This is a genomic window from Gemmatimonadaceae bacterium (genome assembly GCA_035633115.1).
Lineage (GTDB): Bacteria > Gemmatimonadota > Gemmatimonadetes > Gemmatimonadales > Gemmatimonadaceae > UBA4720.
The window spans coordinates 20,313-42,935 of record DASQFN010000122.1; the positions used below are offsets into that span (position 1 = coordinate 20,313).

At 62.1% G+C, this 22,623-nt stretch carries 25 protein-coding genes; all 25 read right to left on the bottom strand.

All coding sequences use genetic code 11. From position 1 onward, the window contains the following. Positions 1-70: 70 nt before the first annotated feature. The 25 genes from metK to VES88_18805 all read right to left on the bottom strand — a co-directional run bounded on the left by metK (position 71) and on the right by VES88_18805 (position 22,564). A complete protein-coding gene (gene metK / locus VES88_18685; GenBank protein ID HYN83510.1) occupies positions 71-1,246 on the bottom strand; it encodes a methionine adenosyltransferase in 1,176 nt (391 codons plus the stop codon). A gap of 71 nt (positions 1,247-1,317) precedes the next feature. Next, positions 1,318-3,144 carry a phosphoenolpyruvate--protein phosphotransferase gene (gene ptsP / locus VES88_18690; GenBank protein HYN83511.1) on the bottom strand — a complete coding sequence of 609 codons (1,827 nt, stop codon included), beginning with the start codon at positions 3,142-3,144 and terminating at the stop codon, positions 1,318-1,320. Next, positions 3,141-3,410, bottom strand: coding sequence for an HPr family phosphocarrier protein (locus VES88_18695; protein ID HYN83512.1), 270 nt, complete (start codon positions 3,408-3,410; stop codon positions 3,141-3,143). Before VES88_18695 ends, ptsP begins: the two co-directional genes overlap by 4 nt. Continuing rightward, positions 3,407-4,177, bottom strand: coding sequence for a PTS system mannose/fructose/sorbose family transporter subunit IID (locus VES88_18700; GenBank protein ID HYN83513.1), 771 nt, complete (start codon positions 4,175-4,177; stop codon positions 3,407-3,409). The genes VES88_18695 and VES88_18700 overlap by 4 nt, the downstream gene beginning before the upstream one ends. Further along, on the bottom strand, positions 4,174-4,857 hold the full coding sequence (locus tag VES88_18705) for a PTS sugar transporter subunit IIC (protein HYN83514.1): 684 nt from the start codon (positions 4,855-4,857) through the stop codon (positions 4,174-4,176). The genes VES88_18700 and VES88_18705 overlap by 4 nt, the downstream gene beginning before the upstream one ends. Then, complete coding sequence (locus VES88_18710; protein ID HYN83515.1) at positions 4,854-5,357, bottom strand: PTS sugar transporter subunit IIB; 504 nt, start codon at positions 5,355-5,357, stop codon at positions 4,854-4,856. The genes VES88_18705 and VES88_18710 overlap by 4 nt, the downstream gene beginning before the upstream one ends. After that, positions 5,357-5,782 (bottom strand): hypothetical protein, encoded by a 426-nt coding sequence (locus tag VES88_18715; GenBank protein ID HYN83516.1) that lies wholly within the window; start codon positions 5,780-5,782, stop codon positions 5,357-5,359. Before VES88_18715 ends, VES88_18710 begins: the two co-directional genes overlap by 1 nt. Next, positions 5,772-6,749 carry an HPr(Ser) kinase/phosphatase gene (gene hprK / locus VES88_18720; GenBank protein HYN83517.1) on the bottom strand — a complete coding sequence of 326 codons (978 nt, stop codon included), beginning with the start codon at positions 6,747-6,749 and terminating at the stop codon, positions 5,772-5,774. Before hprK ends, VES88_18715 begins: the two co-directional genes overlap by 11 nt. After that, positions 6,746-7,063 (bottom strand): hypothetical protein, encoded by a 318-nt coding sequence (locus VES88_18725; GenBank protein ID HYN83518.1) that lies wholly within the window; start codon positions 7,061-7,063, stop codon positions 6,746-6,748. Before VES88_18725 ends, hprK begins: the two co-directional genes overlap by 4 nt. 35 nt (positions 7,064-7,098) lie before the next feature. Then, positions 7,099-8,217 carry a glycosyltransferase family 4 protein gene (locus VES88_18730; protein HYN83519.1) on the bottom strand — a complete coding sequence of 373 codons (1,119 nt, stop codon included), beginning with the start codon at positions 8,215-8,217 and terminating at the stop codon, positions 7,099-7,101. Beyond that, entirely contained in the window at positions 8,217-8,627 is a 411-nt protein-coding gene (nusB, locus tag VES88_18735; protein HYN83520.1) for a transcription antitermination factor NusB, read from the bottom strand. Before nusB ends, VES88_18730 begins: the two co-directional genes overlap by 1 nt. Then, positions 8,617-9,096 carry a 6,7-dimethyl-8-ribityllumazine synthase gene (gene ribH, locus VES88_18740; GenBank protein HYN83521.1) on the bottom strand — a complete coding sequence of 160 codons (480 nt, stop codon included), beginning with the start codon at positions 9,094-9,096 and terminating at the stop codon, positions 8,617-8,619. Before ribH ends, nusB begins: the two co-directional genes overlap by 11 nt. After that, a complete protein-coding gene (locus VES88_18745) occupies positions 9,097-10,305 on the bottom strand; it encodes a bifunctional 3,4-dihydroxy-2-butanone-4-phosphate synthase/GTP cyclohydrolase II (GenBank protein HYN83522.1) in 1,209 nt (402 codons plus the stop codon). It lies immediately after the preceding gene. A gap of 11 nt (positions 10,306-10,316) precedes the next feature. Then, on the bottom strand, positions 10,317-10,931 hold the full coding sequence (locus VES88_18750; protein HYN83523.1) for a riboflavin synthase: 615 nt from the start codon (positions 10,929-10,931) through the stop codon (positions 10,317-10,319). After that, a complete protein-coding gene (ribD, locus tag VES88_18755) occupies positions 10,931-12,079 on the bottom strand; it encodes a bifunctional diaminohydroxyphosphoribosylaminopyrimidine deaminase/5-amino-6-(5-phosphoribosylamino)uracil reductase RibD (protein ID HYN83524.1) in 1,149 nt (382 codons plus the stop codon). Before ribD ends, VES88_18750 begins: the two co-directional genes overlap by 1 nt. Further along, a complete protein-coding gene (gene purM, locus VES88_18760; protein ID HYN83525.1) occupies positions 12,006-13,034 on the bottom strand; it encodes a phosphoribosylformylglycinamidine cyclo-ligase in 1,029 nt (342 codons plus the stop codon). Before purM ends, ribD begins: the two co-directional genes overlap by 74 nt. Continuing rightward, the gene (locus VES88_18765; protein ID HYN83526.1) at positions 13,031-13,948 is read right to left on the bottom strand and encodes a PfkB family carbohydrate kinase; all 918 of its coding nucleotides are present in this window, start codon (positions 13,946-13,948) and stop codon (positions 13,031-13,033) included. Before VES88_18765 ends, purM begins: the two co-directional genes overlap by 4 nt. A gap of 35 nt (positions 13,949-13,983) precedes the next feature. Then, entirely contained in the window at positions 13,984-15,633 is a 1,650-nt protein-coding gene (gene argS, locus VES88_18770; GenBank protein HYN83527.1) for an arginine--tRNA ligase, read from the bottom strand. Further along, complete coding sequence (locus VES88_18775; protein ID HYN83528.1) at positions 15,630-16,040, bottom strand: FmdB family zinc ribbon protein; 411 nt, start codon at positions 16,038-16,040, stop codon at positions 15,630-15,632. Before VES88_18775 ends, argS begins: the two co-directional genes overlap by 4 nt. A 111-nt stretch (positions 16,041-16,151) precedes the next feature. Continuing rightward, a complete protein-coding gene (locus VES88_18780; protein ID HYN83529.1) occupies positions 16,152-16,928 on the bottom strand; it encodes a hypothetical protein in 777 nt (258 codons plus the stop codon). Continuing rightward, positions 16,921-18,357, bottom strand: coding sequence for a hypothetical protein (locus VES88_18785; GenBank protein HYN83530.1), 1,437 nt, complete (start codon positions 18,355-18,357; stop codon positions 16,921-16,923). Before VES88_18785 ends, VES88_18780 begins: the two co-directional genes overlap by 8 nt. Continuing rightward, the gene (locus VES88_18790) at positions 18,350-19,690 is read right to left on the bottom strand and encodes a hypothetical protein (protein HYN83531.1); all 1,341 of its coding nucleotides are present in this window, start codon (positions 19,688-19,690) and stop codon (positions 18,350-18,352) included. The genes VES88_18785 and VES88_18790 overlap by 8 nt, the downstream gene beginning before the upstream one ends. After that, entirely contained in the window at positions 19,687-21,039 is a 1,353-nt protein-coding gene (locus tag VES88_18795; protein ID HYN83532.1) for a cytochrome P450, read from the bottom strand. Before VES88_18795 ends, VES88_18790 begins: the two co-directional genes overlap by 4 nt. Beyond that, positions 21,036-21,761: a hypothetical protein gene (locus VES88_18800; GenBank protein ID HYN83533.1), complete on the bottom strand. Its 726-nt coding sequence runs from the start codon at positions 21,759-21,761 to the stop codon at positions 21,036-21,038. The genes VES88_18795 and VES88_18800 overlap by 4 nt, the downstream gene beginning before the upstream one ends. Beyond that, entirely contained in the window at positions 21,758-22,564 is an 807-nt protein-coding gene (locus VES88_18805) for a class I SAM-dependent methyltransferase (GenBank protein HYN83534.1), read from the bottom strand. The genes VES88_18800 and VES88_18805 overlap by 4 nt, the downstream gene beginning before the upstream one ends. Positions 22,565-22,623: the final 59 nt, after the last annotated feature.

Here is a 22,623-nt window from a genome sequence, read left to right on the forward strand (position 1 = left end):
TGTAACGCTCGGAACTAGTGGGATGAAGATCATTTCGATTGCGGACTGCGGGGCAACGCAGTCCGCAGTACTAGGATTTGACGGCGCGCTGCAGCTCCTTCACTCGATCGGTGCGCTCCCACGTAAAGAAGGTCTTTCCGTTCTTGCCCCCTCCATCCTTTCGCGGCGCGCGGCCGAAGTGCCCGTATGCCGCAGTCACTTCGTAAATCGGCTTGCGAAGATCGAGCGCCTTCATGATGCCCGCAGGCGTCAGGTCGAATACTTCCGCGACTGCCCGCATGATCGCGCTCTCGGGAACAGTGTTCGTCCCAAACGTGTCTACCGCCACCGAGACCGGGCGGGCGACACCAATCGCATAAGCGAGCTGAACCTCACACCGGCGCGCGAGCTTCGCGGCGACAATGTTCTTCGCGACCCAGCGCGCCGCGTAGCACGCGCTGCGGTCGACCTTCGAAGGATCCTTCCCGCTGAATGCACCGCCGCCGTGACGCCCCATCCCGCCGTATGTGTCTACGATGATCTTACGTCCCGTGAGCCCCGCGTCGCCCTGGGGACCACCGACGACAAAGCGTCCCGTCGGATTAATGTGATACTTGATATGCTCGTCCCTAAGTTCTTTCGGAATAACGGGTTCGATTACGTCAGAAATCACCATCTGGTGAAGCTTCTTGTTCGACACCCTGTCGTCGTGCTGAGTGGAAATGACCACGGTGTCGACTGCAACCGGGATGTCGCCTTCGTAAACAACGGTGACTTGCGACTTGCCATCGGGGCGGAGAATGTCACCCGCCCCGTTGCGCCTGCACTCCGCCAGCTGGCGTGTGAGCTTGTGCGCCAGAAGTATCGGGAGCGGCATCAGCTCCTCGGTCTCGTCCGACGCGTAGCCGAACATCATTCCCTGATCCCCTGCACCGCCGGTGTCGACGCCGCGTTTGATGTCGGGGGATTGCCGGCCAATGGTGTTCACAACGGCGCACGTCTTCGAGTCGAATCCGTAAGTCGCATCCGTATAGCCGATACGGTCGATCGTCCGGCGAACGATGTCGCCGATCGGCACGTAGGTCTCAGTGGTGATCTCGCCTGCGACGCACGCGAGCCCGGTCGTAACGAGGGTCTCGCATGCAACACGGGCAACTGGATCGTCCGCCAGGATTGCATCCAGAATGGCGTCCGATATCTGGTCAGCTACCTTGTCGGGATGACCCTCGGTAACTGACTCAGAGGTGAACAGATGTCGATCGAGCACGATATCCCTCAGGGAGTGGGACAGGGTGAGGCGAACTGACGGCACGCCGTACGATTCGTGCCACCAATGGTCTAGGGTCCGCCGTATCCCTCAAAAGTATTCCCGTCGACGTAGGCGGGCAACCCGTCGCGCAGGAAAGGCGCGTCACCAAACGCCGAGAGAAGTCGCGCGCGCAGCAGTGCTTCGGATTCCCGCGCGGTCTGAGCATTGAGCGCAGCGTCGGCAGCGTCGGTTGCCACACGCGCACTCACGCCTCTGACGATTCGCTTCACGAGCGGGACCGAGCGTGCTGCAACGCTCAGCTGGCGAACGCCGAGCCCGATCAGAGCGAACGCCATCAGCGGTTGCGACGCCATCTCACCACAGACGCTCACCTCTAGCCCGTGATGCCCGCCAACCTCGACTATCCGCCTGATGAGCCTGAGCACCGCCGGGTGAAGCGGAGTGAATCGCGATGCGAGATTGGCGTTGCCACGGTCAACGGCCAGCGTGTACTGCACCAGATCGTTTGTGCCGATGCTGAAGAAGGCGACGTCGTGAGCCAGCGTGTCAGCCGCTACCGCTGCCGCCGGAGTCTCAACCATGATCCCGAGAGGGAGGTCGTGACGATACTCGACGTTCCGCGCATCGAGCTCGCGACCGGCTTCTTCGAGAAGGCGTCGCGCCTGCCGGACTTCGTCGACGGTCACGATCAATGGGAGCATGATCCGGACGTCGCCGTGCATCGCGGCGCGCAGCAATGCGCGCAGCTGAGTCTTGAACAGCTCGGGTTCGTCGAGGCACATGCGAATTGCCCGCCAGCCGAGGAATGGGTTAGCCTCGGTTGGATATCCACCGATAGGCAGCTTATCGCCGCCCATGTCGAAGGTTCGAATCACGACCGGATGATTGTCGAACGCCATGACGACCTTCTTGTACGCCCGGTACTGCTCTTCCTCGTCGGGCATCGACGCGCGGCCCACGACCAGGAATTCAGTCCGCATGAGGCCGACTCCTTCCGCGCCTGAATGCGCCGCGTACGCCGCTTCCTCGGGAAGGTCGACGTTCGCGCGAAGGATGATCCTGACTCCATCCAGCGTAACGGGCTCCGCACCTATCAGGTGACGAAGCTCCGCCTCATCCGCGGCCTCGCGTGCCGCCCGATCAGTGTAGGCCTCTATCTGCGCCGGCGTCGGCTCCGGCAGCAGCAGGCCGGATGACCCGTCGAGGATCACCTGCTCACCGGCGTGCAGCCGGCTTGTCGCGTCCCGAAGGCCCACCACCGCGGGAAGACCAAGCGACCGAGCGAGAATGGCAACATGGGACGTTCGTGTCCCTGCGTCCGTCGCGATGGCGGCAATTGCCTCGCGGTCGAGCTGCACCGTGAGGCTCGGCGTCAGGTCGTGCGTGACGAGAATCGCGTTCGTGCCCTTTGGAACATCCACGGGATCGTGATCGGGGAGTCCGAGCAGAATACTCAGCACGCGTATCTGAACGTCCGTGAGATCGCTGACGCGCTCGCGAATCATTGGCTGTGCGTGACGAGCGAAATGCTGTCGCCACTCGATCAGCACGAGATCGAATGCCTTCTCCGCTCCGATGTTCTGTCGAATCAGACTTTCTACGCGCTGAATCAGCTCGACGTCGGAAAGGATGTGAATCTGGACGTCAAAGATCGCGGCTTCTTCGGGACCTGCGTGATTCTCGGCGCGCCTCTTGACCTGCTCGAGGCGCTCCTTCGCGCGGTCGATCGCCGCGTGCAGCCTGGCGATCTCACCCGCCACCGCTTCGTCAGGGATAATCGTGTGAGGGACATCGGGCACTTCCCAGAGAAGAAGATGCACAGGGCCTATTACGATGCCCGGCGAGGCAGGCATGCCGATGATGCGTCTGTCGGTGACGGTGCCGTCGAGGGTCACGATTCTCCGAACTTCGCCGCCGCGAGCGCAGCAAGCGCGTCGAGCGCCGCATCCGCGTCAACACCTTCCGCGCGGATGAGAATTGTCGATCCGAATTCAGCGGCGAGCATCATGACGCCCATGATGCTTTTTCCGTTTACCTCGAGCTCGTCGCGAATGATCGTAATCTCACTCTTGAAGCGCGCGGCTGTCTTCACGATCTCGGCGGCGGGTCGTGCGTGCAGACCCAGCTTGTTGGTTATTCGGACCGTGCGCTCCGGCATCATCGGAGCACCGAGTAAAGAACGAACAACGCGAGAATCGCGAGCGCCAGCCGCCATCCCTCGGAGTGTTCCGCGAACCGTGCCAGCAGAATCCCGCCGACAATAGCGAACAACGTGATCCCCGCGGCGAGTGCCTTTCCGCCGCCCGCAACGCGGTGCGCCACCAGCGGAATGGCGACCCCCGCAAGGAATGACGCGGCAGCTCCGACGTACTGCGGCGCCCGGCGCAGCAGTGGGTGCCCCAGCGCATCGGCGACCCGCAATCCCTTCTCGAATCCGACTCGAAGTCCCCATGCGCGGAGTGAGAGATGACCGAGATTGTAGAGCAACAGAAAGATAGCCACGACCAGCGGGGGTCGCGCGTCGAGACCGAATGCAGTCAGCGCAATGATTGAGCAGAGTGGGAGCCAGCTCGCCCACACGAGTCGATCGCCGACGCTGCCGAGCGGCCCGCCCAACGCGATGCGGAATCGCTCGATCATGCCCGGCGCTACGCCCTCGAGCTCCGCGCGGGCGAGCGCGCCCACCGCGACGCCGGCAAAGTATGGATGCGCGTTGAAATACCGCGAATGCCGCGACAACGCACTGGTGTAAGCTTCTCCGCCGCGGCCACCGGGAAGGAGGCGCAGCGCCGGCTCCATGCAGAACGCGATTCCATTGCCGAGCAGAGTCTCGTAGTTCCACGCGCCCTGCACGGCAAAGAGCCTGAGGTAGATGCGCAGCCATGTGGACAGGGGAAGACGCACATCGCTCGTCACGGTTGTGCTCAACGCGCGACCAGCAGCACCACGCTGACGGCGAGGCCCGCGAGAAAAAACAGCGCAGCGTGCGGAATGCTGTGGAAGATCTTCCAGACCGCCCCAGCCGCGACAACGGCCGCAATCGCAACCACTATCGCCTGCGAGTACACTGCGCCCGCATTCCACAGGGCGACGATGGTCGGAACGAGCCACCTGAAAACCAACATCGCTGCGAGCGCCACGAGACCACCGCGAACGAAATCAGCAGTCAGACCAAAAAGCTGGAGTCCCACAATCGCGTCCGATGAGCCGGCATCCAGCTCGCTGCGCAACCGGGTCGCGCGAAATGCATTGATGCGTCTGAGCTTCACCATGCTCCAGCCGCTGACCACGGCCGTCAGAAGCGCAGCGAGAACGCACACCGCCAGCGCCCCCGGAGGCGACCCGTGCTGAGCCGCGAAGAGCGCTCCTCCGGCAACGCTTGCCGAGCCCCATTCCGGATACTTCGAAGCGCCGAACGGAAGCATGCCGAGCGCAATCAGCTCGAGCACCGCTCCGATCATCAGGCCGGCGAACGCGTTGTCTAGAAATGCGCCCGCTGCCGTTGCCGCGACGATAGGGCGGGAGATCATCGCCTGCGGAAACGTGACGACATCGAGTCCCAGCAATGCCGCCAGCAGCACGATCGGGACTACGTCCATGACGCTCATGCCAATTTCTCGATGCCGGGCGTTGCGACGAGTACCTCATCCATCGGCACCGCCCGCGCAGCAGGGACATCCTGCGCAGTGACCTTGACTCCGGCAGCGATTATCTCGCGAAGCTCGCTCTCTTCCTCCGCCGTGAGGAATACGTACCGCATCTTCTGCTTCCGACCCGGCCTGTGGTGCAGGCCACCAACGTTGATCGCGCGAATGCTCTCGACGCCGTGGAGCAAGGCATGCATCGTGGAGATGTTGCCCGTCAGGACGATGCTGCGACGGGGATCGCTTGCGTATGTCGCGTGATCCCGGATGGCGGTCGCGACATCGGCAAACCGTATCTCCATCTCCGGCGGTACGCCCATGCGGTAGAGGTCCTGCTCCCAGTCGCTTTGCGCAACCTCGTCGTCCACGAGAACGATCAGCTGAAGATCGAGTGGCTGTCCCCAGCCAACGACTACCTGACCGTGGACGAGTCGATCGTCGATGCGGTACAGCTCGACAGGCATCAGCCCTCGCCGTGCGCGCAGAGTGAGGTCCGACCCTTTTCGGCCGCGTGTCGCGCAGCTGCTGCGGGCGTTTCCTCACCACGGAAGACAAATTCTAGCAGCGTCGCGAGGTTGGTGCCCGTCACGAGAATAACGCCTTCGGTGTCACGCATGATTCGTCGAACGGCGATCGTTGCACTTCCTGCAGGGAGGTCAGTGAAAAACACTTTTACGCCCAGAGACTCCGACCGCGTGCGCAGGCGCGACTCGATGTCCTCGCCGGTGAGCCCGGAGTTCGACAAAGCCACGAAAACCCTACCGTAGCCCGTGATCTGCTCGACGGCGCTCACCATTCCCTCGGGGAACGACCCGTGACCGGCAATGATCGCGCGCGGTGTCTGCGGCTCGACGTCCTTCGGGTCCGGCTCGCCGGCGCTACTCGTCATCTTCCTGCAGATATTCCCGGACGCTGCCCGCGGCCGCCTGCCTCATGCGGCCGATGAGCCGCTCGTTGAACGCCTGCGCCGGGTTGATTCCCGAGTACCGCAGCAGATGATTGAGCGCGATTACCTCGGCGATGACGGTGATGTTCTTGCCGGGATTGAGCGGCACCGTAATGAGCGGGACTTCAACATCAAGGATTGTCGTAGTCAGCATGTCGAGGCCTGTGCGATCCACGACTGCTTCCTGATTCCAGTCGTCGAGATTGACAACCACTTCGATTCGCTTCTGCTGGCGCACGGCGCGGATGCCGAAGATCGATGGAATGTCTATTAGCCCGACTCCGCGAATTTCCATATGATGGCGCTGAAGCTCGTGGCTGCGGCCGATCAGGACGTCGTTCCCCCGCCGCGTGGTGATGACGAGATCGTCGGCGACGAGCCGGTGACCTCGCTCGACAAGATCGAGAACGCATTCCGATTTCCCGATTCCGCTGCGGCCCGTGAAGAAAAGACCAACCCCGAATACATCCGCCAATGATCCGTGAAGTGTCGTTGTCGGCGCGAACTCGCCCTCGAGAACCGGCTTTACGCGGCGATAGAACTCCGCCGTCTTGAGGCGCGTTCTGAGAAGCGCAACGCCGGCATGCGTCGCCGCGCTGGCCAATCCATCCGGCAGGTCCTGACCCTTGGTGACAATCACCACAGGAAGCGGAAACGAAAAGAAGGCCGCGAGGATGTTGTCGCGGTGGCCCGGCTCGAGTGACGCGAGATAGGTAATCTCAGTCTCGCCGAGTACCTGCAGGCGCTCCGCGACGAATCGCTCGACATATCCGGCGAGGGCAAGCCCGGGACTCGATAGATCGGCGCCGGGAATTTCCCGATCCAGTCCGCGGCCGTCGCCGAGGTCTTCGAGCTGCAGCGATTCGCCGCTCCGCTCGAGAAATTGTCCCACGGTGAGCGAGCGGGTCACGCCGGCACAACCCCGGTTCTGTCGCGCTCTGACGCTCCTGTGGTACGCTCACGTATCCCCGCCCGCTTGCGAACTCCGGATTTTCGCGCGCGGCCCAGTCGGCGGACCTGTGCGCTGAGTCTGGCTATTGCCGCTGTGAGAGCTCGACCATAAAAACGGTCTTCGGCGAGCGCCACGATGTTTCGCTGGCGCGGGGCGTGAAGCACGATTTCAACTCGCTTGACGGGGCCATCCTGCTCGAACCGCACGATGGCGTCAGCGCCCCGCGCGAGCCGCGCCGCGCGCTGAACTGCGAGCTCCGCCCGACGGCGCATGCGATCAGAGATTACTGCATGGTGAGAGTGAAAAATTATCTCCACTGGTTCCTGCCTTTCATCACGACTTCCTCGAGGTGCGAGATTGTATTGTCCGCCGCTTTGGTCCAGGTGAAATCTTCGGCAAAACGCCGGCCTCCCTCGCCCATCATCCTCACGAGCGAGGGAGAGGCCGCAAGCGTGCGCATTGCCGCGGCCATTGCGGTGATTTCTCCGTGCGGCACGAGTATCCCCGTCTCCCCGTCGACAACGGATTCGCGGATCCCGGGCGATTTGCTCGCGATGACCGGGGTTCCGCACGCCGCAGCCTCCATGTTGCTGATTCCCCAGCCTTCCTTAGGTGACGCAAGCATCGCTGCCCATGCACGCCGGAGCAACATGAGCTTCGTCTCTTCCGGAACGAAACCAAGAAACTGCACTTGCCTTTGCAGCCCGAGATCCGCGACGAGTTTTTCCAGCGCTGGTCGATGGTCACCCGTGCCTGCAATATCGAGCGTTGCGGTTTTGTCAGCGAGCTCGGCAAATGCACGGATGATCAAGTCCACGCCCTTGTAGCGTTTGAGCCGTCCGATGTAAAGGAAGCGGGGATCGGGCGAGCGCACGGAGTAATCGGGAGTAAGCGCTTCCGTGTCCACACCATTATAGATCACGCGAACGTGGCTCTGTGGTACGCCGCGTAGCGCGAGGTCGTGAGCAGTGCTCTTGCTCACGGCCTGGAACGGAACGTTGCGGTAGAGCCAGCCGATTGGACGCTCCGCGAGCCAGAGGGCGGCGGCAAGAGGCGCGGCAGTCTCACGGAACGCCGTCGCTCCAAAGAGATGATGCACGAGACCGACCAGGCGTTCGATTCTCCATAGCGGCGTATAGAGTGGAGCCTTGTTCAGGTCCTCTATGACCACGTCGAATTGCCGCCAAGCGAGGTGCTCCCTGTAATATCCCAACGCAAGAAACGGATAGGTGTGCCGAGACCCGACCCGGTGCACGTGAATTCCGTCGAGCACAGTTTGGGGCGCGGATTCCTTCCATCCACTGCAGAGCAGGTCGACTTCGTGCCCTCGCGCTGCAAGTCGGCCGAATATCTGATGAAGGTGCAGCTCCGCTCCGCCGGCCTGCGGATTCTCGCGGTCGAGCCAGTTCAGGATGAGGATGCGCACTAAAGAACGCCGGCACGTCGCGCATAGGCGTCGAGGACCCCGTTCACGAAGCGCGCGCCCGCCGCGCTGCCGAAACGCTCTGCGAGTCGCACAGCTTCCTGAATCACAACGCGAGGCGGCGTCTCTCGACGCTCGAGCTCAGCCGCACCGAGTCGCAGCACGCAGCGCTCGATTGCGCCGATCCTCTCGAGCCGCCAGTTGTCGGTGACATCAACCAGACCAGCGTCGAGCTCCTCGTGTGAGCCGGCGACCGTCCGCACGATCTCGCCGGCAAACTTGCGCTCCTCCGGACTCACCGCGAGATCGTCCCAGACTCGAACCGCCACTTTCGCGAGATCCTGGCCTGGCCGCACATCCCAGGCGTAAAGCGCCTGCAGCGCGCGTGCGCGGCCCCTGGTCTCAACTCTCATCGGTCGCGTCCAGATGCTGCATCAGATCAGCCATCTCGAGCGCCGCGACGGCCGCGTCCCAACCCTTGTTGCCATGCACGCCACCGGCCCGCTCTTCAGCCTGCTCGACGTTGTCGCACGTCAGCAATCCAAAACCGAGCGGGATATCGGATTCGTTCGCCGCATCGGCCAGACCGCGCGAGGCTTCGCCGGCCACATAGTCGAAGTGCGGAGTGTCTCCCCGAATGACGGCCCCGAGTGCGACCACGGCATCGTAGCGCTCGCTGCCCATCGCGCCGCGCACAGCGAGCGGCAGCTCCCATGCACCGGGCACCCAGTACACGTCGATGTCCTCGAACGCGGTGCCGTGCCGCACCAGTGCGTCGAGAGCTCCGTCCACCAGCGCGCGGGTGATCGGCTCGTTGAATCGGCTTGCGACGACCGCGACGCGCCTGCCCTGGCCACGCGGCGTACCACTCAGCTCGGCCATTCAGGAGGCGAGGAGGTGGCCTAGCTTGTCGCGCTTGGTGTCGAGGTAATCGGAGTTCTCAGCCGTAGCGGGCTGAACGATCGGCACCCTTTCCTCCACAGCGAGGCCGTACCCTTCGAGGCCGATCAGCTTGCGCGGGTTGTTCGTGAGGGGCCGAAGCTTCTTGACACCGACGTCGAGAAGTATCTGCGCACCTATGCCGTAGTTGCGAAGGTCGGGCTTGAAGCCGAGCTGCTGGTTGGCCTCGACCGTGTCGACGCCCGTGTCCTGGAGCTCGTACGCCTTGAGCTTGTTGAGCAGTCCGATGCCCCTGCCCTCCTGGTCGAGGTAGACGATCACTCCCAGCCCTTCCCGGGAGATCATCTCCATCGCCGTATGCAGCTGCCATCCGCAGTCACAGCGAAGCGAATGGAACACGTCACCGGTGAGACACTTCGAGTGCATCCGCACCAGCACACTGTCCGTCGCCCTCTCGACGTCGCCGAACACGAGCGCAATGTGCTCATGGTCGTCCACGTCATTGCGGTAGCCGATCACTCGCCATACGCCGACTTCAGTCGGCAGTCGGGCTTCTGCGACACGATGCACCAGACGCTCGGACTTGAGCCGGTGTGCCACGAGCTGCGCAACCGTAATGAAGGTGAGCCGGTGTTTCTCCGCGAACTCCTCGAGCTGCGGTCGGCGCGCCGTCGTGCCGTCTTCATTCAGAACCTCGCAGACTACTCCCGCAGGATAGACTCCGCCCAGACGCGCGAGATCTACGGCCGCTTCAGTATGACCTACACGCTGGAGCACTCCGCCCTCGCGGGCGCGCAGGGGAAAGATGTGGCCCGGCCGGCGCAGATCCGCGGGCACCGTGGCAGGATCGACAGCGACGAGAATTGTCTTTGCCCGATCCTGCGCACTGACACCCGTGGTAACGCCAAATCGGTGCGCAGCGTCGATGCTCACCGTGAACGCGGTTCGCTGCTCCTCCGTGTTCTGCTCGCTTTGCTGCGGGAGCCGAAGCTGGTCAGCTCGGTCGCCGGTAAGCGCCAGGCAGATCAACCCGCCGGCGTTCCGAATCATGAAGTTTATGAGCTCGGGCGTAACGAGCGACGCGGCGCAGATGAGGTCGCCCTCGTTCTCGCGGTCCTCGTCGTCGGCAACAAGGATCATCCGGCCCGCCTTGATGTCGGCAACTGCCTGCTCGACCGTTCCAAATCCCATTTCAGTTCCCTTTAGTCCGACCAACCGCCAGGTCGGGAGTTGAAATACGGCGCCGCCAGGCGCCGCACGTATTTGCCAATGACATCGGTCTCGACGTGCACCCGACTACCCGGTGCGAGATCACCAAGCGCACTGTGGTTCAAGGTGTATTCTATGAGCGAGACTTGCAACCGGTTGGCGGTTATCGCGTTGACGGTGAGGCTAACGCCGTCGATAGCCACTGATCCATGCGGAACCACCCAGTCCGTCAGGAACTCCGGAATGTCGATATCGACGAGCAGCGCATCGTCGAGTTTCTCAGTTGACAGCACGGAGCCAACGGCGTCCACATGACCCTGGACAATGTGACCTCCGAAGCGGCGATTGGCTCGCATCGCTCGCTCGAGGTTCACGCGCTTGCCGGCGCCCCATTCTTCGATCGTGGTGCGCTCGAGCGTCGTAACTATGGCGGCCACCGTGAAGAACCCGGCTCGGGCAGCAAGCACAGTCAGGCACGCGCCGTTCACGGCAATGCTCTCTCCGTCGGTGAGGTCGCTGAATGTCGAACGAATCTCGAGCGTGTGGCCCGAAGATGATCTCTTCACCGACTCGACAGTTCCAACGTCTTCGATCAGTCCAGTGAACATCAGAGCGGAGTCGGAGAATAGATGGTCATGACGTCATCCCCGAATCGCTCCGTCCGGAGAGCATGAAAGCGGGGTGCGTGCGCCAGATCGTGTACCGCTACTCCCGCAAAAGCGTTCAATGATCCGGCGCCGAACACGATCGGTGCCTGAAAGATAATCAGCCTGTCGACGCTGCCCTCTCCGAGAAAGGATGCAGCCAGCCCCGCTCCGCCTTCGACGAGGAGCGAAGTGATTCCCCGCGCTTTGAGCTTCGCCAGGGCGTCGTCGAGGTTGCGCGCGCGGATTGCCTCTACCCCCGCCTTTAGGAGATCGGCGGGGAGCCGCGCGGTGCGCGTGGTAATGAGAACGGTTGGAACTTCCCGCGCTGTTCTCGCGAGCACGCTGTTGGCGCCCAGCCGCGCGTGGCGATCGAATACGATGCGTACCGGCTGCGCACGCGGAGGCGGATCGATCCGGGCGGTGAGGAGTGGGTCGTCTGCAATCGCCGTGGCAATCCCCACCGCGACTGCATCGTGAGCCGCGCGTAATTTCTGCACTTCAACGCGGGCGAGTGGACCCGTGAGCCAGCCGCGGGTTCTCTCGGCATCCGCGATCGCGCCATCTAACGAGATAGCGAGCTTGAGAGTCACCCACGGCCGCTGAAGACTGAATGACGCGAGAAACGGCGCGTTCAGCTCGTTTGCCTCAGCTTCGAGGACGCCGAAGTCGACCGTAACGCCGCCCGCTCGGAGGCGATCGGCGCCGCCGCCCGCCAGTGGATTCGGATCCTTTACTGCGGCGACAACGCGCGTGATGCCTGCCGCGAGAATCGCATCGGTGCACGGCGGAGTGCGCCCCTCGTGATTGCACGGCTCGAGATTGACGTAAAGCGTCGCTCCCGTGGCGCGGCGGCCCGCCGCGCCGATTGCCACGACTTCCGCGTGCGGCTCGCCTGCCCGAGCGTGATGACCCTCGCCGACAATTGCGCCGTCGCTGACAACGACGGCTCCCACCAATGGATTGGGAGCCGTCTGACCCAGCCCGAGCTGCGCGAGCTCGAGCGCCCTCGCCATGAAAGCGGCGTCCCTGGTTTCGTCAGTCGAGGACGACGTTGCCGCTCCCGGCTCGAATCTCCCCCATCGGCCATGCGGCGATACCGGCGGCGTCAACCTCGCGCACGATCTGGTCGGCGTATTCGGGCGCTGCGATCACGACCATTCCGACACCCATGTTGAACACGCGGAACATTTCGTCGCGCGGAACCTCTCCGGCCTTTTCGAGTTGGCCAAAAAGCGGCGGGACATCCCAACTTCTCAAATCGACGATCGCGTCGAGGTTTGCCGGCAGCGCGCGATCGAGATTCCCAGGCAGCCCGCCGCCGGTGATATGCGCCATTGCATGGATTTTCTCCAGCATCGGTTTCAGAATCGAGAGGTATGACCGATGGACCGTGAGCAGCGCATCCGCCACCGACTGATCACTACCGGGAAACGGATCAGCAGGTCCGAGCTTCATTCGGTCCGAGACGATCTTCCTCGCCAGCGAGTAGCCATTCGTGTGGAGGCCGGAGCTGGCCAGCCCTACGAGCAGATCGCCTTCCTGCACGCGCTCCGATCCCTTGACCTCGTCTTCCTCGACGCACCCGACGATGAATCCGGCGAGATCATAGTCGGGCGGCGTGTAGATTCCGGGCATTTCCGCCGTCTCGCCGCCCACCAGGGCACACTCGTTTTCGCGACAGCCCGCGGCGACGCCCGTGACGACCTCCTCCAGCACGTCCGCATCGAGTGCTCCGAATGCGATGTAGTCGAGGAAAAACAGAGGGACGGCGCCCTGAGTCAGGATGTCGTTGACGCAATGATTGACGAGATCGTGACCGATTGTCGAATGACGTCCTGACTCTATTGCCACGCGAATCTTCGTGCCGACTCCGTCCGCACTGGAGACGAGCACGGGGTTCCGCATTCCGGCCGGAGCGCGAAACATTCCACCGAATCCGCCGAATCCTCCGAGGACTCCCGCGGTGTGTGTCGACGTGACGAGCTTCGCTATCCGTGATTTCGCTTCATCGGATACGGAGATGTCCACGCCTGCGTTGCGATAGCGGAGTGCGCCGCTCGTCACGCAGGCAGCTCCTCTTCGAACGCCGTCAGGCTGCGAAGCTGCCGCACACGGTCGTCGACTTCCTGCCGCGTCAGCGTCATGAGTCGCTCCGTTGAAAATTTCTCCACGGCGAAGGAGCCAAGAGCCGATCCGTACATCACAGCACGGCGCATGTTTGCGTCACTCAGGTCCCCTGTCCGCGCGAGATAGCCGATGAAGCCGCCCGCGAACGAGTCCCCGGCCCCGGTGGGATCGAACACGCTCTCCAGCGGATACGCGGTAGCGAAGAAAACGCTGTCACGGCTGAACATGAACGCGCCGTGCTCGCCCTTCTTGATGATGACGTGCGTTGGACCGAGCTCCATGATCCACTTGGCCGCCTGCACGAGGTTCACCTTTTCCGAGAGCTGCCTGGCTTCACCGTCGTTCAACGTGACGAGGTCGACCTTCCGGAGCAGATCGATCAGGTCCGGACGGCGGCTCTGAATCCAGAAGTTCATCGTGTCGCACGCGACCAGCTTTGGACCCTTCACCTGATTGAGGACGTCGAGCTGCAGTCGCGGATCGATGTTCGCAAGGAAGACGAACGGCGCGTCGCGAAATTGCTCGGGGATCTTTGGGCTGAACCGTGAGAATACTCCGAGATGTGTCTCGAGAGTCTCCGCAGCGTTCAGATCGTGGCGGTAGCGTCCTCTCCATCTGAAAGATGAGCCTTCCGCACGCTCGAGGCCGGCTAGATCGACGTTTCTCGCCGCCAGCGGCTCGAGCTTCGCCATCGGATAATCCGTTCCGACTACTCCGACCAGCTGAACCCGCGTCAACAGGCTCGCTGCCGCGCTGAAAAAGGTCGCGGACCCGCCCAGTACGTCTTCGGCTTTTCCGAAAGGGGTCTCGACCGAGTCGAGCGCAACCGAGCCAACGACCAGTACGGTCATGATTTCTGGGTGAGGGTTGGACGAGGCGACGACGACTACATCCGCTCTGGAGCGCTGACGCCAAGGATCGCCAGCGCGTTCCGAATCGTGACCTGTGCTGCTCGCGCCAGACCGAGCCGGGCCTGCGTCACCGCTTCCGGCTGGCCGAGGACGTGGTGCTTGTGATACCAAAGGTGCGTCAGCCGGGCAGTCTCCGTCAGATAAGCCACCACGCGCTGAGGCTCGAGAGCCGCCGCAGCGCCCGCTACCACGGCAGGAAAATCCGCCAGCGCCTTTATGAGCTGCTGCTCCTCCGGCTCGTTGAGGACGCTGAGGTCGACGCCGGCGACGGAGAACGCCTCGCGATCGAGCTCACCCACACGGAATATCCCGCACATCCGCGCGTGCGCCATCTGCACGTAATACACGGGGTTCTCTTCGGACTGCTTTACCGCAACGTCGATGTCGAACACGAGCTGCGAGTCGCTCTTACGCATGAGGAAAAAAAATCGCACGGCATCGCGCCCGACTTCGTTGATCAGGTCGCGGACAGTGACGTAGCTCCCTGCCCGCTTGGAGATTTTTACCTCCTCGCCGGATTTCATCACTGTGACCATCTGATGCAGCACGTACTCGGGATAGTCCGGCACGATCCCCATCCCCAGGGCCTGGAGGCCCGCCCTCACACGCGTGACGGTGCTGTGATGATCCGCTCCCTGAACGTCTATCGCGCGATGGTACCCACGCTCCCATTTCGTCACGTGATACGCCACATCGGGAACGAAATACGTGAAATCACCGCCTTTCTCTGCGCTCTTCCGCATCACGCGGTCCTTGTCGTCGCCGTAATCGGTCGTGCGAAGATACAAGGCTCCGGAGTCCTCATACGTCTTGCCCGACTCGACCAGCGCGTTAACGGTCTCGTCGACTTTTCCACCCGTGTAGAGCGATGACTCGAGGAAGTAGTTGTCGAACTTGACGCTAAACGCCAGCAGATCGAGATCCTGTTCGTTGCGCAGCTCGGCCACCGCGAAGCGTCGTACCGCATCGATGTCCGGCGAGGCGCCGTCAATGTCGTGCGTCACGAGAAACTTTTCGGCGATCTCTCGAATGTATTCCCCGTGATATCCGCCTTCCGGAATCTCACCCCCCGCTCCGCGGATTTCGTCGATGCGGGCACGAACGCTCGCGGCCAGATTCTCTATCTGCGCACCGGCATCGTTGTAGTAGAACTCACGCGTGACATTCCATCCCGTCCACTCGAGGAGTGTGGCGATTGCATCGCCGAGTGCAGCCTGCCTTCCGTGGCCGACGTGAAGAGGCCCGGTAGGATTTGCCGAGACGAACTCGACATTTACCGGCTGGCCGCGGCCTTCATCGCTCCTGCCGAAGCTCTCACCAGCTTCAATCACCTCTCGCACACTCTCCGCGACGTAGCGGGGATCGAGCCGGAAGTTCATGAAGCCCGGGCCCGCGATCTCGACGCTCTCCACTCCCGCTTCCTCGAGGTGCATCTGATCCCGCAGAGCTGCAGCGATCTCGGCGGGGCGCTTCCGAAGCGGACGGGCAAGAGTCATCGCAAGGTTCGACGCCCAGTCGCCGAGGGCCGGATCGCGCGGGCGCTCGACCACGGGCTCGACATCGCCCGCGCCAAGCTCACGCGCCGCTCTCGCGAGCTCGGCGCGTATCAGATCGGGCGCGTTCACTCGCCGGTTTTACCTTTGGGCGCCGCCTTTTGTTTTTCGGCGGGTGTGGCTGTCGGCGCTGCTGCGCTCGCCGCAGCTGCGGCTGGCTTCGACTTCTCTGTCGCGGGAGATTCCGGAGCGGGGCTCGCTCCTTCAGGAGTCTTGACTTCCGCTTTCTTGGCAGCGTCGGATGCTTCGGTTTTGGTTTTCTCGGCGGAGATGGCCTCCCGCTCCGCTTTCTTTCCGTCCTTCCCGTAGTCGGTGATGTAGAAGCCCGATCCCTTGAATACCAACCCGGCCGTCGACATGAGACGGTTCGCCACCTCGCCGCAAGCCGGGCAGCGCTCCTCCGTCGGTGCGGCGTTTATCGAGCGATAGAACTTCTCAAAATCGTGCCCTTCCGGGCAGCGGTATTCGTAGAGCGGCATGCTCGAATTGCGAGGGGGCTACGAGTGTGGGGGAATTAGCAAAGTTACGCGAGAAAGACCCTCCACTCAAGCCACTCTATTGTTGCAATGGGCCGCAAAAATACGCTGGCTTTATCGGAAAACCATTCTCTCTCCGACGGGCGTCAGGTTCTCTCGCGAAAGCTCGATGAGCGACGCGATTCTTTCTCCGGCGTCCGCTCGCGGATTCGCCGATCGGAAAAAGTGAACGTACGGGTCATCCTGCCGGCTGGCTTCGCCTTGACTGAACAGCTCACGCGGCATGGTGGGATTCTCGAGGCGCACGATTCCAGTCGCCGAATCAAACGCCAGTCCTTTGACTCTGCACAGCTCGGCGATCAAACGGGTATCGGCCGGTGACAGCGGCCTGCCAGGCGTCGGGACGAACTCGCGAAATATCATCGAGGTGAGTCGATAACCTTTGACCGTAGAATTGATCGTAAACCACACAAACCGTTCCCTCGGCACCTGACCTCTGGTCATCTCGTAAAACATTTTTCGAATGACGAGGCGCGTTCCCGCGAAAGTCGTTGCGCTGCCGTGCGTGTCGGGACGTGCGACGGTATCGCCGGAATAGAAGGCGACGATCGGCTCATCGTCGACAGTCACGCGGATCGTTCGCAAGGTGCTGAACCCGCGCATGCCCTCTCCGCTGAGGTCGTTCGCGAGGACCACCCATTCCTTCTCGTCGAGATCGCGATTGAATTGCGCAGCCGACACGTTATTGTAGCAGGTCTGGAGAAGCGCAAGCATCTCGCTCCGCTCACGCGACGTCAGACTCGCGACAGTGACCACGGCCATCCCATTCCTTTCGTCGGTCAGGCTGTAGTCGTCATCGATGATGCCAGCCGGTCGAGAGGACTCAGACATCGGCAGAGCCCGAGGAGAAAGCGCGATTTTCGGCGATTGATTGCAATGTTTCCTGATCATCGGCGTGAATGCCGGGCACGAACGAGCGGTACACGCGGAATTTGCCCCGCTCTCCGAGCGCCAGGTCAGGAACAATCTCGAGCTCGACCGTAACGCTGTCGCCTACGACTGCCGCAACGTTTCTCTTCACCGAAGCGATCTCATCTTCTGATGGGGATCTGGCGGGAACGGCCCGCATCACGATGCGGCGCACATCTTCCTGGATCAGCTGATACTGCGCCACCCACGCAACACCGTGATCCCTGAGGGCGTGAGCGAGCACATAGGGATGAAGCAGTGATCCATCCGGCATGGTGAAATAATCCACCACACGTCCCTGAATTCCCCGCAGAGTCGAGAACGGCTGTCCGCAATCGCACACATCGCTGCCTCGGGTTACCACGTCGGCAAGTCGGAATCGAATGAAAGGCATCGCGTAAGAATGGAGTGCTGTACCAACCAGCTCGCCCGTCTCACCTGGCTGAACGGGTTCGTCACCACTCAGGACTTCGGTGATCACTCCATCGTCGCAGCGATGATACTCACCGGTATCGGCACACTCCCATGCGATTCTGCTGAACTCATGGCTGCCGTACGTGTCGTACACCGGCGCCCGGAAAGCCATGGAGATTCGTCGGGCGGCGTTCGTCGTGAGGACCTCGCCGCCGGAGAGGACGAATTGCGGAGCATGCACGGCTCGTCCGGATTTCGTGATCACATGCGCCAGTCGTAAGAGAACACCGGCGTAACCGCCGATGACATCCGGCGCGAGATCGTCGAATTGCTGCAGAAGTGACTCTGGCGGCTCGAGACAAAAAAGCGAACGAGCCCGATAGCGGCCGAAAGCGTTCAATACGACCTCCGCAAGCCGGTTTTCGTTGCGGTGCGGCCGGTGATGAAACGTCGCGACAACGACCAGCGAGCGGCTCGTCGCGCCGTAAAGGCGGAGCGTTCGCCGGCGAAGCTCGCCGAGGACGCGCTCCTCGATCCATGCGCGCCGAACAGTGAACGGCTCGCCGGTTGATCCGCCTGTGGTGTGCTCTATGAGGGTTGTCGGGTTAACGCCTTTCGCCAGCAATTGATCGAGAGGCACGCCGCGCAAGTCGGACTTCGATGTTATGGGGATTCTTTCGAGATCGGAAACCGTTCTGATGTGCCGGGGCATCACGCCCGTTTGATCGAAAAGCCGGCGGTAGTATGGAACGTTTGTATAAGCATGGGCGACGATTCTTCGCAGGCGCCGGTTCTGAAATGCGATGATCTCCGCGCGACTGCCGCGCAAATGACGCCGGAAAGCGAGCATGCTGGAAAAAGCGCTGGGCCAGGCGGCTGCAGGTGTATGCCCCAGGCCTTCGCGCCACGTATCGGGCGAGCGCAACCCGTCAGTCACTTCCCGTGTGGACGAGTGAGCGAAAGACGCGTGTCTTGCCACTCGCATCGGCTTCCAGCTCGCTGACCACATCACAAGTGAATTCGACGTCTCGTCCCAGAACGCCTTTCGCGCGCCTATCGAGATCGTCGATCTCAGCGGCGGACGGCATTCGGCGCGGGACGGCCGACATCACTACCCGTCCCGGGGATTCCTGTACGAAACGGTACTGGGCGATCCATCCGGCGATGTGCGGCCACACCGCGTCCAGAATCGTCCATGGGTGCATTTCGCTGCCGTCGGGAAGCCGAAAGCTGTCTATCGTCCTGCCCATGATCTGCCGCAATGTCCCGAAGGGACTCCCACATGTGCACTGCGTCCTCCCTTGAATCGCAAGATCTCCGAGCTCGAACCGAATGAACGGCATCGCGTACGAATGCAGGTTGGTTGCGATGACGGTTCCGGTCTCACCTTCGGCCGCGCGCCGGCCGCCGTCGAGAACTTCGACGAGCACGCTGTCAGCGCAAAGATGGTACTCTCCGGTCTCGACGCATTCCGTCGCAATCCTGCCGAACTCGCAGCTGCCATACGTGTCGTACACGCGCGCGCCAAGCGCGCGAGCGATGAGCTGGCGCATCGCCGGCGTCAGAACCTCGGCGCCGGTGAGCGCGAGGCGGGGCCGGATGTCGCGAATGCCAAGGGAGTCAACGCGTTCGGCTATGCGCGCCAATATCCCGGGATACCCGCTCATGACTGTAGGTGGCTGGGCACGCAGGCTTTCCACGATGTCGTCCAGAGGACTGAACGCGTTGAAATGGCGAACGTTGTCGGTTCCAGCTTCGAGGATCAGTGCCTTTTTCACTGCTTCCATAAGGGGGTTTGGACGGCTCGGCGGCGCAAAGCGGTTTCGCGAATGTGCCTTTATCAAGGCGATTCGATCGCCGCGACGCACCCCGAGCGCGCGCAGCTCGCGACGCAGAAACACGGCAGAAAGAAGCAGCTCCTCCCGGGGCGTTCGCCGAATGACGAAGGGCTCGCCGGTTATGCCGCTCGTGGTGCGCTCGAAGAGTTGCGTTGAGTCGACCCCTCTGGCGAGCAGCTGCTCCAATGGTAATGCGCGGATATCGCGCTTGCGCGTTATTGGAACTCGATGGAGGTCTACAGCCGTCCGAATGTCGGAAGGCCGCAGGCCGTGCCGATTGAAGAGCTCTGTGTAGTAGGGCACGGACCTGTACGCGTGCTCGATGACCTGTCGCAGCTTTCGGTTCTGATAATTCTCGATTCGCTCGCGGGTGGCCGAACGGTGGCCGCGAACGGCCAGCGCCGTGAGCACGAGCCGCGACCGCTCGTTCATTGAAGCACTTTGGCCTTTCGCGGGTCGATCACCACGTGAACCCCGTGACGCGGCCGCAAGGTCATGCTCGGCGAAGCTTCGACGTTCGCGTCGTCCGAAAGAACGAATCGGAGGCGAGCGGCGATCGTGGCAAGACTCAGGATCATTTCCGTCATTGCGAAGGACGCGCCGATGCAGACGCGCGGTCCTCCACCAAACGGGAAATAGGCGAACCGCGGGATCGAGTCGAGCGCGCCCCCTCGCCATCGGCCCGGATCGAAGGCTTCCGCGTCGGCAAAGTACGTTGGACTGCGATGCATCAGGTATGGGGACATGAGAACACTTGCGCCGGCTGGGACTTCCCAGCCGCCGATCTCCACCCGCTCGACGGCGTCTCTGCTAAGCAGCCACGCGGGCGGATAGAGCCGCATCGCTTCCTTCACCACCATCTCCGCGTAACAAAGCCGGGGAAGATCGGCGAACGTCGCGCTGCGTCCGGCGAGAACAGAGTCCACTTCGCTCGCGAGAGAATTCGCGGCGGCTGCGTTTTTCGACAGGAGATACCAGCACCATGTCAAAGCAAGCGCCGGAGTATCGATTCCTCCCAGAAACAGAGTCACCGCTTCGTCGCGCAGCTGTGTATCGCTCATGGCCGATCCGTCCTCGTAACGCGCGTCCATGAGCACCGACAGCAGGTCGGTCCGCTCAGCGGACTCGGCTCTGCGGCGCGCTATGATCTCGAGAACCGTATCCTCGATAGCCGCGGCGGCTGAGCGGTACGACCGGTTCACCGGCAAGGGGACCCAATCCGGCGCAAATCGCGAAAGGCCCCGCCTGCTCGCATAGCGATTCATCGTTGCTTCGAGGGCGCGCCCGAGCGTGCCCGTCCGGTGTGCTACGTCGCCGCCAAAAAGTGCGGTCGAGACGATACTCACGGTGAGGGCCTTGAGACGAGAATGAATCTCTTCCGTATCTCCGGGCTGCATCGACTCGACGAGCGCGGATGTCTGATCCACAATCACATTCGCATATGCGGCGATGCGCTCCCGATGAAACGCCGGCTGCGCCATACGCCGCTGGCGAAGCCACGAGTCCCCCTCGTTCGTCAGTAGTCCATTCCCGAAAACGCGACGCTGTGCGCGGAGCGGACGTGATTTCACGAAGCGCGCGCGGTAAGTCACCATCACCTGCTCGATGAGGGACGGATCATTGACGAGAAACGCACGCGTGCGTCCGAAGCGAAGGCTGGCGATTGGGCCATAGTCTCGGGCCACGCCAGCGAGGAATTCCAGCGGAGCATCAGCAAAGTTGCGCAGATTGCCGGTCAGGATCCGACCGCGCGGACCCTCGGGGCGTAGGGCGCCACTCAAGCCGCGGCCCCGGGCGACTGAGTCGAGCTGCTCTCATCGGTTGCAGATGCGAGAGATCCGAGCTGAAGAAGCGTTTTCCCGGGAACGGCCCGCTGCCAATAGATGCCCCGGAATGGGACGCGCAGGTATGAGTACTTGCCAATCGTTTCCAGACCCGACCGCGTAAGAATAACCCAGGCCGCGTAGTTCTCCGGCGCGACGAGCGCGATGCTTCGCTTGAACCCTTCCCTCTGGTTGGTGCGCGCGGTGAATGAATTTCGTGCCATGTAGAGGCCGTATCCTCTGTATTCTGGAAGCGTGTACGCGTCGTAGCTGTAGACGTCACCCTGGTCGAGGCAGAGAACGCGTCCGAGGTACGGAACGACTACTGACTGCGTGGCGGTCCAGCCGGCATCGATGATTTTCTCGCCGTGCCACGAAGCGAAACAGCGATGGCCCTGCTCGAGTCGTCGCTCGATCCGGGCTCTTCCGACGTTCGGCCGAAAACTCAGATACGCGTCGATCTCGTCTGCCTGCAGCAATCGAAACTCCACTTCCAGCTGCGCATTGTAGACCGGGATGCGGCGGCCCTGTAGCGGGTAGACAAGGCAGAGCATCCGGCGGTAGAGGGTCGTCATCAGCTTGGCGCCCACGAGACTCACGTAGCCGGCAGCGTCGAGATGCCTCCCTTCGGCGAATCGCCACCTTCCACTCGGACGCGGAATCTGCTGGGAGTCTCTCACCGCGAAATCGCCCTATCTCTGGCCTTCACCGCACGTATCGCTACAAAATGAGCGAGGCGTGATGCGACAGGGTTACCCTGAAACTTCTCCATCCACATTAGTGCCTTTCTGAACGATGCAGTTGTCTGCCTGCCTGCACGGCGCGACAGCGTTTCGAGCAGCGGAATCGCAAGCACTCTTGGAGCGAGCATTATGCCGATGCAATCGACGATCGCAAATCCGGCACTCGAAACAGAAGCGCGCGCCTGCTGAAACGTAAGCGTGCGGCCAACTGGATACGACACCAGGCCGAGCTGCCGCAGAAAGGAATATGGAAGGGCATTTCGCAATGCTACGAACGGGTTCGACAGGTTGTCGACCGTGAGCACGAGCGTTCCATCTGAATCCAGCACACGCCACAGCTCTCGGAGTGCACGCGGAATGTCAGCCGGATCCTTGAAATGATCGATTGTCGACAGGGACACCACGGTGGCGAAGCTCGAATCGGCGAACGGCAGTTGCCTGACGTCAGCCACGCTCGCGACGATGTCGGGATACTTCGTCGAGGCAGCGGCAGCGGTGTAGGCCGAGACGTCCATGCCACAAACCTGGCCGGCGCGCAATGCGAGCACGGAATAAAGTCCCGCGCTGGCAATCTCATCGAACAGGTCTGTTTTGAGCAGCCTGCCATCACGTCTCGGGGGCAGCCAGCGTGTGATGAGCGCCGCGTTGACATCGTCGCTGTGCTGACGCCATGAAGGGTGAGGGTTCGCTTCCAGCCACTCTTCGACGACCAGGTCCCATTCGGATCGGCGCGCGGTCATTTCGACTGCCGGAGTGGCGAAGTGCGTCTCTTTATGCGGAAGTTGCCGAAACCGGATAC

What these genes read in the sequence shown, in the direction of transcription:
- VES88_18805 (HYN83534.1), bottom strand. Translation starts at nt 22,564, where the DNA reads ATGACCGCGCGCCGATCCGAATGGGACCTGGTCGTCGAAGAGTGGCTG.
- VES88_18705 (HYN83514.1), bottom strand. Translation starts at nt 4,857, where the DNA reads ATGAGCGTCATGGACGTAGTCCCGATCGTGCTGCTGGCGGCATTGCTG.
- VES88_18745 (HYN83522.1), bottom strand. Translation starts at nt 10,305, where the DNA reads ATGGGATTTGGAACGGTCGAGCAGGCAGTTGCCGACATCAAGGCGGGC.
- nusB (HYN83520.1), bottom strand. Translation starts at nt 8,627, where the DNA reads ATGAGAGTTGAGACCAGGGGCCGCGCACGCGCGCTGCAGGCGCTTTAC.
- VES88_18765 (HYN83526.1), bottom strand. Translation starts at nt 13,948, where the DNA reads ATGACCGTACTGGTCGTTGGCTCGGTTGCGCTCGACTCGGTCGAGACC.
- VES88_18725 (HYN83518.1), bottom strand. Translation starts at nt 7,063, where the DNA reads ATGCGCCGTCGGGCGGAGCTCGCAGTTCAGCGCGCGGCGCGGCTCGCG.
- VES88_18775 (HYN83528.1), bottom strand. Translation starts at nt 16,040, where the DNA reads ATGCCGCTCTACGAATACCGCTGCCCGGAAGGGCACGATTTTGAGAAG.
- VES88_18750 (HYN83523.1), bottom strand. Translation starts at nt 10,931, where the DNA reads ATGTTCACTGGACTGATCGAAGACGTTGGAACTGTCGAGTCGGTGAAG.
- VES88_18710 (HYN83515.1), bottom strand. Translation starts at nt 5,357, where the DNA reads ATGCCTGTCGAGCTGTACCGCATCGACGATCGACTCGTCCACGGTCAG.
- VES88_18695 (HYN83512.1), bottom strand. Translation starts at nt 3,410, where the DNA reads ATGATGCCGGAGCGCACGGTCCGAATAACCAACAAGCTGGGTCTGCAC.
- ribH (HYN83521.1), bottom strand. Translation starts at nt 9,096, where the DNA reads ATGGCCGAGCTGAGTGGTACGCCGCGTGGCCAGGGCAGGCGCGTCGCG.
- VES88_18780 (HYN83529.1), bottom strand. Translation starts at nt 16,928, where the DNA reads ATGTCTGAGTCCTCTCGACCGGCTGGCATCATCGATGACGACTACAGC.
- VES88_18715 (HYN83516.1), bottom strand. Translation starts at nt 5,782, where the DNA reads ATGACGAGTAGCGCCGGCGAGCCGGACCCGAAGGACGTCGAGCCGCAG.
- VES88_18790 (HYN83531.1), bottom strand. Translation starts at nt 19,690, where the DNA reads ATGAACGAGCGGTCGCGGCTCGTGCTCACGGCGCTGGCCGTTCGCGGC.